Origin of the sequence: Mesonia hippocampi (assembly GCF_014197445.1) — a bacterium.
GTDB classification, from domain to species: domain Bacteria; phylum Bacteroidota; class Bacteroidia; order Flavobacteriales; family Flavobacteriaceae; genus Mesonia; species Mesonia hippocampi.
The window spans coordinates 115704-129842 of the sequence record NZ_JACIFO010000002.1 but is presented as its reverse complement, the minus strand read 5'-3'; the positions used below and the strand labels follow the sequence as shown (position 1 = coordinate 129842).

Below are 14139 nucleotides of genomic sequence, written 5' to 3'. Positions count from 1 at the left end.
CATGAAAAAAGCGGCAAATAACATTCCTTCTTACACACTATTGATTAGCGGAATTGCTCTACTTTATTTTTTATGGGTTGGAGTACAGATTTATTTTACTATAGATGTTCCTCTATTCGGAGCTATACATGAAATAATCACTATTCCGTTTATACTCTTTACGATAGGTTCTTTCTTATACAGCTTATATCGTATATTTTTTAATACAAACAACAAAAAAGCCTTTATAATCATAGGTTTGTTAAACTTAGCAAGTATTGCTTGGTTGGCAGCAATGACTTTGTCGTTCTAATTAAAATTATAAAAAAACCTGTTAAGTTTAAAATATCACTTAACAGGTTTTTTATTGGTTATATTATCTGAGGTTGTTATTTCCCCATCCAAGTTCTAAAATCGATAGCTTTTTGAATAATCGATTTTAATTCTGAAATCGGTACTCTTTTTTGCTCCATGGTATCTCTATAACGAATGGTTACCTGCTTATCCTCTTTTGTATCGTGATCTACCGTAATACAAAACGGCGTTCCTGCAGCGTCTTGGCGGCGGTATCTTCGTCCTACAGCATCTTTTTCATCATAGGTTACATCAAAATCCCATTTCAATTCGTCTTGAATTTCTTTCGCAATTTCTGGCAGTCCATCTTTCTTTACCAATGGTAAAATTGCCGCTTTAATCGGAGCTAAAATTGCAGGAAGTTTTAATACCGTACGGGTATTCCCATCGCCTAAATCTTCTTCTTTTAGCGCGCTTGAAAATACGGCTAAAAACATACGGTCTAACCCGATAGAAGTCTCAACAACATAAGGCGTGTAACTTTTGTTCATTTCTGGGTCGAAAAACTGTAATTTTTTACCCGAATGTTCTTCGTGCGCTTTTAAATCGAAATCGGTACGGGAATGTATGCCTTCTAATTCTTTAAAACCAAACGGAAAGTTAAATTCGATATCGGTAGCGGCATTGGCGTAATGGGCTAGTTTTTCGTGATCGTGAAAACGGTAGTTTTCTTCTCCTAAACCAAGCGAATAATGCCATTTTTGCCTAAGTGATTTCCAGTGTTCAAACCAAGTTAGCTCATCGCCTGGGCGTACAAAAAATTGCATTTCCATTTGCTCAAATTCACGCTGACGGAAAATAAATTGCCTTGCAACAATTTCGTTTCTAAATGCTTTTCCTATTTGGGCTATTCCAAACGGAATTTTCATTCGTCCTGTTTTTTGCACATTTGCAAAGTTCACAAAAATACCTTGAGCCGTTTCAGGACGTAAGTATAAATCTAACGCACTATCGGCAGAAGCACCTAACTTTGTGCTAAACATAAGGTTAAACTGCTTAACATCTGTCCAGTTTTTAGAACCACTTTCTGGGCAAGCAATCTCTAACTCTTCAATTTGCGCTTTTACATCGGCTAAATTCTCGTCGGTTAACGATTTTCCTAAACGCTCTAAAATTTCTTTTTGCTGAGTTTTGTATTTTATTACACGTGGATTTGTGTTTACAAACTGCTCTTCATCGAAAGATTCTCCGAATCGCTTTTTTGCTTTTTCTATTTCTTTTTGTGCTTTCTGATTGATTTTCTCTGCATAATCTTCAATCAACACATCGGCACGATAACGTTTTTTAGAATCTTTATTATCAATAAGCGGGTCGTTAAATGCATCTACATGCCCAGAGGCTTTCCAAGTAGATGGGTGCATTAATATGGCGGCATCTAGCCCTACAATATTATCGTGTAGTTGCACCATGCTTTTCCACCAATATTCTTTAATGTTTTTCTTTAACGCAGCACCATTTTGCCCGTAATCGTAAACAGCACTAAGTCCGTCGTATATCTCGCTCGAAGAAAAGATGTATCCATACTCTTTTGCATGAGCTATTACCTGTTTGAAAGTATCTTGTTGTTTTGCCATAAGGCAAATATACTAAACAAGTAATTAAACGCTCCTTAAAGCCTAAAAATTATACTAAGCTATTAGTTTAAGGTAAAACTTGTTGATTTAAGCAATTGGTTTTTAGAAAAAATATTTACAAAATACGTTCCTGGGGTTAAGCCTTCTATGGGCAACGCTACACATTGCTGCTCATCTATTTTTAAGATGTTTATGGTTTCATGGAAAGAATACCGCAATACTTGATTGTTTATTTTTGTGGTACCTACCTCCCCGATAACATTCCCGCTAGGGTTGATAATTTGAATATAAATTTTTTCTTGTGCTACTTCATAAAACGGACTCCTAATTACATGAAAGCACAGTTCTATCTGTTTAACTTTTTTGGCTTTTAACGTAGTTTTATCTCCCGAAACAGCTTTTAATAGTTTTTGTTCAAAACCAATAAGCTGCAAGGTTGGCGTTTCGTTTATTTTTTGCAGTAATTTTTTATTCACTATACGCAAAGAGTCTGCAATACGTGCTTTTGCTTGTATTGTATTCTCTACCGTTTGCACTTCGGTTTTCAGGCTTTTATTTTCTTGAAGTAAACTATCTACTTGTAAAGCTAACTTTTGTTTCTCTCGTAAATACAATGAGGCTTTAAATTGGTATTGCTGAAAAAATCTCTGATTAAGTTTAGCTCCGTTAAGCGAGTCTATTATTTTTTTTACCTGTTGCTCTTTATTTTTCAGCTCTTCCTTTAAGCTTGTATTTTGTTCTGCTAGCGTTTTATAGTTGTTCTTTAAAGCCGTTAATTCCTTTGTAAGTGCTTGCCGTTGTAGGTTCAACTCTTTATTTTTCACAACAGAAGTGTCGTAAAAATTGTATGTGAAGAAAGCTAAAATCAATAAGGAAGCTAGTAAAACAAATATCAGTATCCTTAATATTTTTTGTGCCTTTTTTTCTGTCATAGCATTGTTATTTTTTTTGAGTAACTTATAGTCATCAAAAAAACAGGTATGTTAACCGATTTATTTTCCTTATTCTTTCCCCGTATTTGTGCTTGTTGTCAACAAACATTGGCTCGCTCTGAACGTATTCTCTGTGTTACTTGTAAACACCAAATGCCTGTTACCAATATGCATCAACAGAACGAAAATATGATAAAAAAAGTATTTTCGGGTAGGCTACCTATAGAAAATTCTTTTGCTTTATTATATTTCTCCAAGAAAGGGAATGTACAAAAAATACTTCACCAATTAAAATATAAAGGAAGAGAGGAAATTAGTGACTACCTTGGTAAATGGACTTGTTTTTATCTAAAACAACAAAAATGGATAACAGAAATCGACGCGATTATCCCCGTGCCTTTACACCGTAAAAAACGTAAAAAGCGAGGTTATAATCAAGTAGATGGTTTCGGAAAAAGCATTGCACAAACATTCAATATTCCTTATTTAACCCAACATCTTGTAAAAAAAACACCTTCACGAACACAGGTTTTTAAAAATCGTTTGGGAAGAGCCGAGTTAAATAAAGCCACTTTCTATTTAAAAAACATACGAGATTTACAAGGCAAACACATTCTTCTTGTAGATGATATTATTACCACAGGCACCACCATAGAAAATTGCGGAAAAATTTTAAAAACTGCCAAAAATAGCAAATTAAGTGTGGCTAGTATGGCATTAACTGTGTAACTAACTAAAAATAATTGTTTCTTTGCATAAAAGTTTTTTTGGATGATGCTAAAACGTTTTCTATACGGAATAATCGGTTTACTTGTAATAAGTGCTAGTGTTCGCTGTGCAAAAAGAGGAATGCCCGAAGGTGGGCCAAAAGATACAATCCCTCCCGTGTTTGTTAAGGCTTTGCCAGAAAATTACAGCACCCATTTTAATAAAGAGGAAATTCGTATCTATTTTAACGAATATATAAAACTAGATAATCCGCAACGGCAAATTATTATTTCGCCCCCCATGACAAAAAAGCCTGCCATAACTCCATTAGGAAGTGCAAATAAATACATCCGAATTATTCTTAACGACAGCCTAAAAGAAAACACTACCTATAGCATTAATTTTGGTAAAAGCATTACCGATAATAACGAAGGAAACCCCTACCCGTTTTTTAAATATGTTTTCTCAACAGGCAATTATGTAGATTCGCTTGAAGTAAAAGGAAGCTTACAAGATGCTTTTAAAAGAGAAACGGAAGAATACGTCTCTGTACTGCTTTACGAAGCAGATGAAAACTATACCGACTCACTGGTCTATACAACCCCGCCCACGTACATATCTTACACCAAAGACAGCACCAACAACTTTGAACTAAGCAACCTAAAAGCAGGCAAATACCAGCTTATTGCTCTATTAGATAAAAACGATAATTATACTTACGACCCCAAACAAGATAAAATAGGTTTCCATAACGAGCTTATCACAATTCCTACCGATAAAAGTTTCTCCTTGCGTTTATTCAAAGAAAAACTAGAGTTTAAAGCTTTCCGCCCTAAGCAGGAAAGCTTACAACATATTATTTTCGGATACGAAGGTTCGCCTGAAAACCTAGAAATAGCTACGCTTAGCAATACCCCTAATGATTTTTCTTATAGAATTTTTCAGGATAAAAAAACCGACAGTTTACATTTTTGGTTTACCCCAGAAATAAAAACCGATAGCCTTGTTTTCTTCATTAAAAAACAAAACTACCAAGATACCTTAGTAACCAAATTAAGAGCGCTAGAAAAAGACTCCTTGCAATTTGAGACTTCGCACAAAGGCAATATTAATTTTGATGAAGCTTTCCAACTTTCGGCAAATATTCCATTTGAAAAAGCAGACGCAGGTAAAATTTCTATCGAAAAAACAGATTCAACCAACGTTCCGTTTACACTTGTTTACGATAAAAAATATAATGCCTACACCATAGATTTTGAAAAAGAAGAAAATCAAAAATATAGCATCACAGCACTCCCTGGAGCTTTTACCGATATGTATGCCCATAGCAACGATACGCTAAATTTTAGGCTTTCTACCAAAGCTTATACCGATTACGGAAATTTATACATCAATTTAACGAATGTAAAAAGCTTCCCGGTAATCTTACAACTTCTAAATGCAAAAGATGAAGTACAAAAAGAAATATACCACACCCAAACCGATGGAAACCAATTTGATTTTATAAACATAAACCCAAGCACATATTACATCCGTGTAATTTATGACGCTAACCAAAACGGCGTTTGGGATACAGGAAATTTCTTAAAAAAGCAACAGCCCGAAGAAAGCTTTATATTTAAAAAGCCTATAGAAATTAGAGCAAATTGGGATTATACGGAAACACTTACATTACCGTAAACTTATCGGCATCATTAAGAAAAGGAAACTTTTTACGGGTTTCTGCCAAGTGGGTTTTTGTTAAACTTAACGTAGTTAATTGTTCGATATCTGTAATGGGGAGCATTGCCTCTCCTAAGCAGTTATAAACCACAGAATGACCGTTGTGTACATATCCTTTTCCATCAACCCCCACTCGGTTTACGCCTATTACATACGCCATATTTTCTATGGCTCTTGCTGGCAATAGACTATCCCAAGCTTTTATCCTTTTTGCTGGCCAACTTGCTACATACAACAACACATCATATCCTTGCGTGTTTCGGCTCCATATCGGGAAACGTAAGTCATAACAAATTTGCAAACAAAATTTCCACCCTAAATAATCTATTACACATTGTTCCTGCCCTGCGGTAAACAACGTATCTTCTCCTGCATAACTAAATAAATGCCTCTTATTGTAGGTGATAAAATCTCCGTTAGGATATACAAAATACAGTCTGTTATAGTAGTTTTCGTCTTCCTTAACCATTATGCTACCAACAATCGCCGCCTTGGTTTGTTTGGCTTGTTGTTGCATCCATTTAAAACCATTTCCCGAAGGCTGCTCTGCATATTTTTCGGCATTCATGCTAAAGCCCGTGGTAAACATTTCTGGCAAAACAATAAGATTTGTTTGCGGAAGCTCCTCTATTTTCTTTGTTAACATCGCTAAATTTGCCTGTGGATCTTCCCAGTAAATTGAAGTCTGAACAATGCTTACTTTTAAACTTTCCATACCTAATTTATCTTTTTAGGAAGATACAGGTTTTTAAACGAATAAAAAACCTAGAAGTAAATCTCTTGTACCAACCTATACGTATTTGCGTGTGCCTCTAAGATATGATTAATGTTTTCTGAATAACCACCGCCCATACAACAAACCACAGGTACTTGCTGTGCTTTGCATTTTGTAAAAACAATATTATCACGCTGTTTACACCCTAACAAACTCAGATTTAATTTACCTAATTTATCGGTTGCTAACACATCTACTCCTGCTTGATAAAACACAAAATCGGGTTTAAGCTCCAGAAACAAATTATCTAATGTATCTTCTAGAATAGTTAAATAATCGGTATCGTTGGTATGTTCGGGAAGCCCAATATCTAAATCCGATTTTTCTTTCTGAAATGGATAATTACGCTCACAATGCATTGAAAATGTAAAAATTTCAGGAATATTTTTACAGATTTCAGCCGTCCCATTGCCTTGATGCACATCTAAATCGATAATAAGAATTTGTTTTGCCAACTTCTCTGTTCGTAAATAATTAGCGGCAATGGCTTGGTCATTCAGCATGCAAAAGCCTTCCCCCCTGTCGGAATAAGCATGGTGTGTACCTCCTGCAATATTCATAGCTACACCATAAGTTAAGGCATATAATGCTGCTTGTATAGTGCCTTGTACTAGCAATCGCTCTCGTTCCACCAATACTTCTGAAAGCGGAAAACCTATACGCCTTACCGCTTTTTGGTCTAGTGTTAGGTTTAAAAAACTATAATAATAATCAAGGTCATGAAGGGCAACAATATGCTTATCGTTAGGTAAATCGGGTTTAAAAAAATTATCCGATATACAGGTGCCTTCATAGATGAGTTGTTGTGGTAACAACTCATATTTTTCCATCGGGAAACGGTGTTTTTCCAACAAGGGCAAAACATACAAGGGGTGAAAGGCAATTTTCAACATCGCATTACTTCAATCAATGGGTTGTGTTTATTATTAAGACCAGCTGGTAGGCTACACACAACCTATTAGCACCTATGCAATTGTAGTACCGCTAGCTACACCTTTTTCGTCTGGGTTTACAAACACTAGTTTCCCTTCGGCATTTTCTGTCATTAAAATCATGCCTTCACTTAAAGTGCCTCTTAATTTTATAGGCTTTAAATTGACTACTACACTCACTTTTTTTCCTATAATCTCTTCAGGGCTAAAATGCTCTGCTATACCCGAAACAATTGTACGTGTATCTATACCTGTATCTACTTTTAGCACTAAAAGTTTTTTTGCTTTTGGCATTTTTTCGGCTTCGATAATGGTTCCTACGCGTAAATCTATCTTAGAAAAATCATCGAACGTAATAAAGTCTTTTTGCGGCTCTACGGCTTTTGTAGCTGCCTCATTTGCTTTTTTGGTAGCTTCCAATTTATCTAATTGGTGTTGGATTTCGGTATCTTCTATCTTTGCAAACAGCAATTCTGCTTTTCCTATTTGGTGGTTTGCAGGCAGCAATACATCGGTAGAAACGAGTTTTTCCCAAGAACAGTTCTCTTTTAAGTTAAGCATGTTTTTTAATTTTACCGATGTAAAAGGTAAAAAAGGTTCTGTTAAAGTTACCAATGCCGAAGCAATTTGCAAGGCAACATACATTACGGTTTGGGTACGCTCTTTATCGGTTTTAAAAGTTTTCCAAGGTTCTTCGTCGGCCAAATATTTATTTCCTAGCCTAGCTACATTCATCATTTCTGCTTGTGCTTCTCTAAAACGATACTTCTCTATTGCACTTGAAATTACAGCAGGATAAGCCTTTAACTCAGCCAATGTTTCTTCATCAATAGAGGTTAAGCTTGCTGGTTGTGGTACTTTACCGTCGTAATATTTATTGGTTAATACAACCACTCGGTTTATAAAATTCCCTAAAATGGCTACCAGCTCGCTATTATTACGTTGTTGAAAATCTTTCCAAGTAAAATCGTTATCTTTTGTTTCGGGAGCATTTGCCGTAAGTACATAACGCAATACATCTTCTTTTCCTGGAAAATCGGCTAAATATTCATGCAGCCAAACTGCCCAATTTTTAGAAGTAGATAATTTTCTTCCTTCTAAATTTAAAAACTCATTGGCAGGCACATTATCTGGTAAAATATAATCGCCATGTGCCTTTAACATGGATGGAAAAATAATGCAGTGAAATACAATGTTATCTTTCCCGATAAAATGCACAAGTTTAGTGTTTTCATCTTGCCAATAGGTTTTCCAATCTTTATTAGTTGTTGCTGCCCATTCTTTTGTTGCCGAAATGTATCCGATAGGCGCATCAAACCACACGTACAATACCTTCCCCTCGGCACCTTTTACGGGTACAGGAATTCCCCAATCTAAATCGCGTGTTACCGCTCTTGGACGCAAACCATCGTCTATCCATGATTTACATTGCCCATATACATTGGTTTTCCAATCTTTTTTATGCCCTTTTACAATCCATTCTTTCAACCAGGTTTCATACTGGTCTAAAGGTAAAAACCAGTGTTTTGTTTCTTTTAAAATAGGAGTAGCCCCAGAAATAGTTGACTTTGGGTTGATTAAATCTGTTGCATTATGTGATGTTCCACACTTTTCGCATTGGTCTCCGTAACTTTCTTCCGAACCACATTTTGGGCAAGTTCCTATGACAAACCTATCGGCTAGAAATTGTTTTGCTTCTTCATCGTAAAGTTGCTCGGTAACTTCTTCTATAAATTTCCCTTCTTCATATAGTTTTTCAAAGAAATCTGAAGCGGTTTTATGATGGATTTCGCGCGAGGTTCTCGAATAATTATCAAAAGAAATCCCAAAATCTTTAAAAGATTCACGGATAATCCCGTCGTATTTATTTACAATATCTTGTGGTGTAACACCTTCTTTCTTTGCTTTTATGGTGATTGGCACACCATGCTCGTCACTTCCGCAAACAAAAACAACATCTTTTCCCATTTGCCTTAAGTAGCGGGTATAAATATCGGCAGGAACATATACGCCTGCTAAATGCCCAATGTGAATAGGCCCGTTGGTATAAGGTAATGCTGCGGTAATGGTATAACGTTTTGGTGTACTCATATCTTAAATTTTAAAAGGGTAAAGGTAAAAAAAGCAAGTCGATTTTTTTCTATTTGTAGCTATTTTGGTTTTCTGTTTTGTCAAATTTTAAAATTAACGAAATTTAAACAACAGGAATAACTAAAACTAAAAGAACACAGAGCCTTTGAAAAGAATAACAATAAGTTTTGTAACCACCTTCTAAGGGGTAATAAAATAGTGGAAATCACCTTGATATAAAAAAACAGAGAACTTAACATGCTCAACAATAGCACTTTTAAAATAAGCTTTAAAGGTACTGCTGGAGGAAAATAATTTACTGGACATTATAAAGAAAATGTGTTTTTTACGAACGAAACCCTAACACAATTAGCAAAGCACTAATATTTTAACAAATAGTTTGTTTTTTAACCGCTTTTATTATATTTGCGGTCAAATTCTAAACCTTATATTTTATGAAAAATTTACTAAAATTTTCTTTTGCTTTATGCCTTAGTGTGTTTTTATTCTCTTGCAGTAGCGATGATGATAATAGCTCAAAAGCCAACCAACTTACCTTTGACGGAAAAACCTATACGCTAAAAACAGCTGGCGTTGATTATTTTGGCGAGCGAGAAGGCATTCACAACCACGATATCTCTATTATAACATCTAGCACAGATGCAGCAGGTCAAAACCCTACAGATGATATTTTCTCTATGATTTATTTTGAAACTTTTAGTGATAGTAAAGACCTTAAAAAAGGAAAATACACTTTTAGTGATACCGAGCAAGCAGGTACTTTCTCTGAGTTCTCATCTATTGTTATAAACTATAATAATACAAATGAAGAAACAGAAAACGGAAATATGATAACAAGTGGAGAACTTAACATTATAGACGCCAATACTTTTGAAGTAAGCTTTAAAGGTATTGCAGGAGGAAAAGAGTTTTCTGGTTACTATAAAGGAAAAACATTTTATTTTGATGAAAATGACGAGCCTGTGGCTTTCTCGTCAAATAAATTACGTAAGTAATTTTAATAAAAAATGTTATAACCTACAAGAATACCTTAGGTTAAAACCTTTAAAAATCCTCATTTTAAAATGAGGATTTTTTATTTTTACATCAAATAAAACTCATGAATATACTCCCGCAAAAATTAAAAAAAGGAGACCAAGTAGCCATCATTTCGACTGCTAGAAAAGTTAACGCTATAGATTTAGCACCCGCTATTGCTGTATTAAAAAAATGGGAATTAACCCCTGTAATAGGCAGCAGTATTGGTCTAACGGAAAATCAATTTGCTGGAAGTGATAAAGAACGAGCAAAAGATCTTCAACAACAATTAAACAATCCAGAAATTAAAGCCATTTGGTGTGCTAAAGGCGGTTATGGCAGCGTTAGAATATTAGATTTAGTAGATTTTTCTGCTTTGCAACAAGCCCCTAAATGGATTATTGGGTATAGCGATGTTACTGCCTTACATGCACATTTACACCTACAAGGTATTGCCAGTTTACACGCACAAATGTGTATAGATGTAGAAACCAAATCTAAAGCTAGCAGAGAAACATTAAAAGACATTCTTTTTGGAGAAAAACCCCATTATAACTTTCCCTATGCTGCATTCAATAAAATAGGAACTGCCAAAGGAACACTTATTGGTGGCAACCTATCTGTTTTATATTCATTATGCGGAAGCAATTCTGCCGTAAATACAAAAGGAAAAATACTCTTCTTAGAAGACCTAGATGAATACCTTTACCATATTGACCGAATGATGCAAAACCTAAAAAGAAATGGAATGCTAGAAAATTTGGCGGGTTTAATTGTTGGCGGGATGACGGATATGAACGACAATACAATTCCGTTTGGAAAAACTGCTACAGAAATTATCTTATCGAGCATTAGCGAATACAGCTTTCCGGTAGCGTTTAATTTCCCTGCAGGGCATATTTGGGACAACCAAGCACTTATATTGGGAACAGAAGCTACACTTAAGGTTACAAGCAAGCAAAGTAGGCTTACTTATTGTTAATTCTAGCCCGTAGCTATATAAAAAAGACTGCTTGCAAGCAGTCTTTTTTATTCAACACGGTAACAGTTTACAATGTTTCTTTTAGCCATTTAAAAAACTCATGTTGCCAAACCAGTCCGTTTTGTGGTTGTAACACCCAGTGATTTTCTTCTGGCAAATACAATAATTTTGCTTTTAATCCTCTAAGTTTAGCCGCCTGAAAAGCACTTAGACCTTGCTCTATTGGCACTCTAAAATCTTTACCTCCTTGTATTACAAACATTGGGGTGTCCCAATTTTGCACATAATTTATAGGGTTAAACTCGGTATAGGCCTTTTGTGCCGCTTTATTTGTTTTGTCCCAGTAATTTCCTCCTATATCATGATTCATAAAAAACACCTCCTCGGTAGTTCCATACATGGTTCGCAAATCAAAAACCCCATCGTGAGAGATAAAAGTTTTAAAACGTTTTTCGTGGATTCCGGCAAGATAAAACACCGAGTATCCTCCAAAACTAGCTCCCACAGCTGCCAATCTGTTATTATCTACATAAGGTTCTTTTGCAAGTTCATCGATAGCCGAAAGGTAATCGTCCATTACTTGCCCGCCCCAATCTTTGCTTATTTCTTCATTCCAAGCCACTCCATGACCTGGCATTCCTCGGCGGTTAGGTGCTACTACAACATATCCTTGAGATGCCATTAATTGAAAATTCCAACGGAAGGAATAGAATTGAGAAAGTGGCGATTGAGGTCCGCCCTGTGTATATAATAATGTTGGGTACTTTTTAGTGGCATCAAAATTAGGAGGCAAAATAACCCAGACTAACATTTCTTTCCCATCTGTAGTGGTTACATAGCGTTTTTCTATTTTTGGCATGTCTAGCTTATTGTAAACTTTTTTGTTTACTTGAGTAAGCTGTGTAAATTTTTTCTTTTTAACATCAAAGCTATAAATATCGGCAGCATGGTTCATATCGGTACGGGTTACAATAAGCTTCCCGTCAACTTCTGCAATAATTTTTGTAATATCAAATACCCCTTCAGATAATTGCGTTACAACAGGCATCATACGCGTTCTCCCTGGGTGATTTACCTCAAACAGTTGGATGGTTCCATCTACCGGAGCGGTAAAATAGAGTCCGTTACCATCTTCTTTCCATAAAAAACTAAATACCGTCCCGTCCCAATTTGCGGTTAAGTTTTGTTTAATACCGTTTTCTAAAACAATAATATCATTTTTATCGCTTTCATAGCCATCGGTTTGCATTTGTAACCAAGCTAATTTTCCGTTAGCCGAAAATGCAGGACTTACATCATAACCTTTATTATCTGCTGTAATGTTGGTGGTTTGCTTTGTTTTAAGGTCGTATTTATAAATATCGGTATTGGTGCTTGTTGCGTAAGCTGCACCTTTTAGCTTTTTACTTACATAATAGATGCTTTCACTATCTGGACTCCAAATATAATCTTCATCGCCACCAAAAGGTTTTTGAGGCGTGTAATAAGGCTCGTTAGGCATAATGTCTATTCCGGCATCATCTTTAGCGTTTGTTTTCTTGTAAAAAACATGACTAAAGGCTCCGGTGTTCCAGCTATCCCAATGGCGGTTATCTAAATCTGTAAAAACATAAGCATCAGATTTTGAAAGGTTTTTATAAATATCTTTACTTAAAATATTTTCTAGTTGAACATCTTTATGGAAAAGTTTAAATGCTCCGTTAGGCGAAATATTTTTATCGACAACCTTTACTGCTTTTTCTTCTATTTTCTGTAGTTTTCCTTTTTTTAAGGAAAGTTGATAATAGGTTTTATCAAATGTATTTTCTTCTACATTTGGGGTTGTAAGCTTGTAATATAGGTTTTCTTTGTTTTCATCAACACCTATTACGCCTAATCTATTGAGGCTCCAAAGTAGCTCTGGCGACATTTTTTCTTGGCTTTGCATAAACTGCACACTTAATAAAATACTTAATAATAAAACTGTTTTTCTCATTTGCTTGGATTTTAGCGTTAAGCTGGGTAAAGTTTCAAAAATACAAATTGTCTTGAAATATTCTTATTTCTATACGTAGTTAACATTTTACACAAAAAATTACCCCTCGAATTTCGAGGGGCAACAATAACATAACAAATAAACACTTTTCAACTAATTATCATTGTTTACTTACAATAACCGGTTCTGCGTTTTTCCATGAAAGCACAGCGGCTATCTGGTTATCGGTATAATCTATTTCGGTTAAAGCTTTTTCTTCCCAAAAAAACCATTTTCCTACTTTCTGACCTGCACGATAAAAGCCCATGGCTTTTTTGTTTCCTTGCACATCATACATTACCCATTTTCCGTCTAACTTCCCATCTTTATAAGTTCCTTCTTGTAAAACATTTCCATTATCGTAAAAAAATGTACCTTTTACATAACCTCCTTGTTCTTCAAAAACAGGCTTATTTTCTTGTGCAGTTACTAAGGCTACGCTTAGCAATGCAAATACAAACATGATCTTCTTCATATCAACTATTTTTTTTATATATCACAAATATAATTAATATTTACATTAAATCAACATTTACGTAACATTAAATTAACATTAGGTTTATAAATAACTATTTATCAATGCATTATAGTTTTTATTAGCTCTTTAATGTAGCTAATTAATTCTTCATTTTGTCTTGACATAAAAATGATTAAAAAAACAGCCGAAAAGAGCCTTGTTTTTTAAAAGAAAACAAGCCTGTAACGATAATAAAATCTACGCGTTATTTATACCATTATTTTAAGAAAAACCAGTCTTTAGTTTTAGTCATGTTTTTCCCCTATCAAAGCCATACCTAGTCCACACCTAGTCCACACCTAGTCTAGGGTGAGACCACAAATTGTCCACTAAAAAATGGGCTGATTTTAGTTTAGCTATGGTTTAATTATGGTGTAAAAATGACTTATTTATAAGCTATAAAAAGCAACAAAAACAGAGCTCCCTAACAGAAGTATTTTTAGCCTATTTTTTAAGGGTTTTTATTCCCTTTTGTTTTAACATAAATAGTTGTATATATTTGAAGATATATAGAAATTATCCAAAACACAAGAAAAAACCAA

General features: G+C 34.9%; 12 protein-coding genes. 5 read left to right on the top strand and 7 right to left on the bottom strand.

Translation table 11 applies throughout. From position 1 onward, the window contains the following. Position 1: 1 nt before the first annotated feature. Positions 2-292 carry a hypothetical protein gene (locus tag GGR32_RS02745; protein ID WP_183476130.1) on the top strand — a complete coding sequence of 97 codons (291 nt, stop codon included), beginning with the start codon at positions 2-4 and terminating at the stop codon, positions 290-292. Positions 293-368: 76 nt separating this feature from the next. Here GGR32_RS02745 and GGR32_RS02740 read toward each other — a convergent pair whose 3' ends face one another. Continuing rightward, positions 369-1907, bottom strand: coding sequence for a glycine--tRNA ligase (locus GGR32_RS02740; RefSeq protein WP_183476128.1), 1539 nt, complete (start codon positions 1905-1907; stop codon positions 369-371). A 62-nt stretch (positions 1908-1969) separates the two neighbouring features. Further along, the gene (locus GGR32_RS02735; RefSeq protein WP_183476126.1) at positions 1970-2839 is read right to left on the bottom strand and encodes a hypothetical protein; all 870 of its coding nucleotides are present in this window, start codon (positions 2837-2839) and stop codon (positions 1970-1972) included. Positions 2840-2887: 48 nt separating this feature from the next. Here GGR32_RS02735 and GGR32_RS02730 point away from each other — a divergent pair, with 48 nt between their 5' ends. Continuing rightward, positions 2888-3568: a ComF family protein gene (locus GGR32_RS02730; RefSeq protein ID WP_183476125.1), complete on the top strand. Its 681-nt coding sequence runs from the start codon at positions 2888-2890 to the stop codon at positions 3566-3568. Positions 3569-3610: 42 nt separating this feature from the next. Next, the gene (locus GGR32_RS02725; protein WP_246415161.1) at positions 3611-5227 is read left to right on the top strand and encodes an Ig-like domain-containing domain; all 1617 of its coding nucleotides are present in this window, start codon (positions 3611-3613) and stop codon (positions 5225-5227) included. Here the strand turns inward: GGR32_RS02725 and GGR32_RS02720 are convergent. The 3 genes from GGR32_RS02720 to metG form a co-directional block, all read right to left on the bottom strand. Continuing rightward, positions 5214-5984 (bottom strand): amidohydrolase, encoded by a 771-nt coding sequence (locus tag GGR32_RS02720; protein WP_183476122.1) that lies wholly within the window; start codon positions 5982-5984, stop codon positions 5214-5216. The two genes, GGR32_RS02725 and GGR32_RS02720, sit on opposite strands and share 14 nt — an antisense overlap. Before the next feature lie 50 nt (positions 5985-6034). Then, positions 6035-6937, bottom strand: coding sequence for a histone deacetylase family protein (locus GGR32_RS02715; RefSeq protein WP_183476120.1), 903 nt, complete (start codon positions 6935-6937; stop codon positions 6035-6037). 72 nt (positions 6938-7009) lie between these two features. Next, positions 7010-9067 carry a methionine--tRNA ligase gene (gene metG / locus GGR32_RS02710; protein WP_183476118.1) on the bottom strand — a complete coding sequence of 686 codons (2058 nt, stop codon included), beginning with the start codon at positions 9065-9067 and terminating at the stop codon, positions 7010-7012. A gap of 434 nt (positions 9068-9501) precedes the next feature. Here metG and GGR32_RS02705 point away from each other — a divergent pair, with 434 nt between their 5' ends. Then, positions 9502-10062 carry a hypothetical protein gene (locus tag GGR32_RS02705; RefSeq protein WP_183476116.1) on the top strand — a complete coding sequence of 187 codons (561 nt, stop codon included), beginning with the start codon at positions 9502-9504 and terminating at the stop codon, positions 10060-10062. Positions 10063-10166: 104 nt separating this feature from the next. Continuing rightward, the gene (locus GGR32_RS02700; protein WP_183476114.1) at positions 10167-11066 is read left to right on the top strand and encodes a S66 peptidase family protein; all 900 of its coding nucleotides are present in this window, start codon (positions 10167-10169) and stop codon (positions 11064-11066) included. A 67-nt stretch (positions 11067-11133) separates the two neighbouring features. Here GGR32_RS02700 and GGR32_RS02695 read toward each other — a convergent pair whose 3' ends face one another. Both GGR32_RS02695 and GGR32_RS02690 read right to left on the bottom strand, forming a co-directional pair. Next, the gene (locus GGR32_RS02695; protein ID WP_183476112.1) at positions 11134-13041 is read right to left on the bottom strand and encodes a S9 family peptidase; all 1908 of its coding nucleotides are present in this window, start codon (positions 13039-13041) and stop codon (positions 11134-11136) included. Between the two features lie 160 nt (positions 13042-13201). Then, a complete protein-coding gene (locus tag GGR32_RS02690) occupies positions 13202-13555 on the bottom strand; it encodes a toxin-antitoxin system YwqK family antitoxin (RefSeq protein ID WP_183476111.1) in 354 nt (117 codons plus the stop codon). Positions 13556-14139 lie beyond the last annotated feature (584 nt).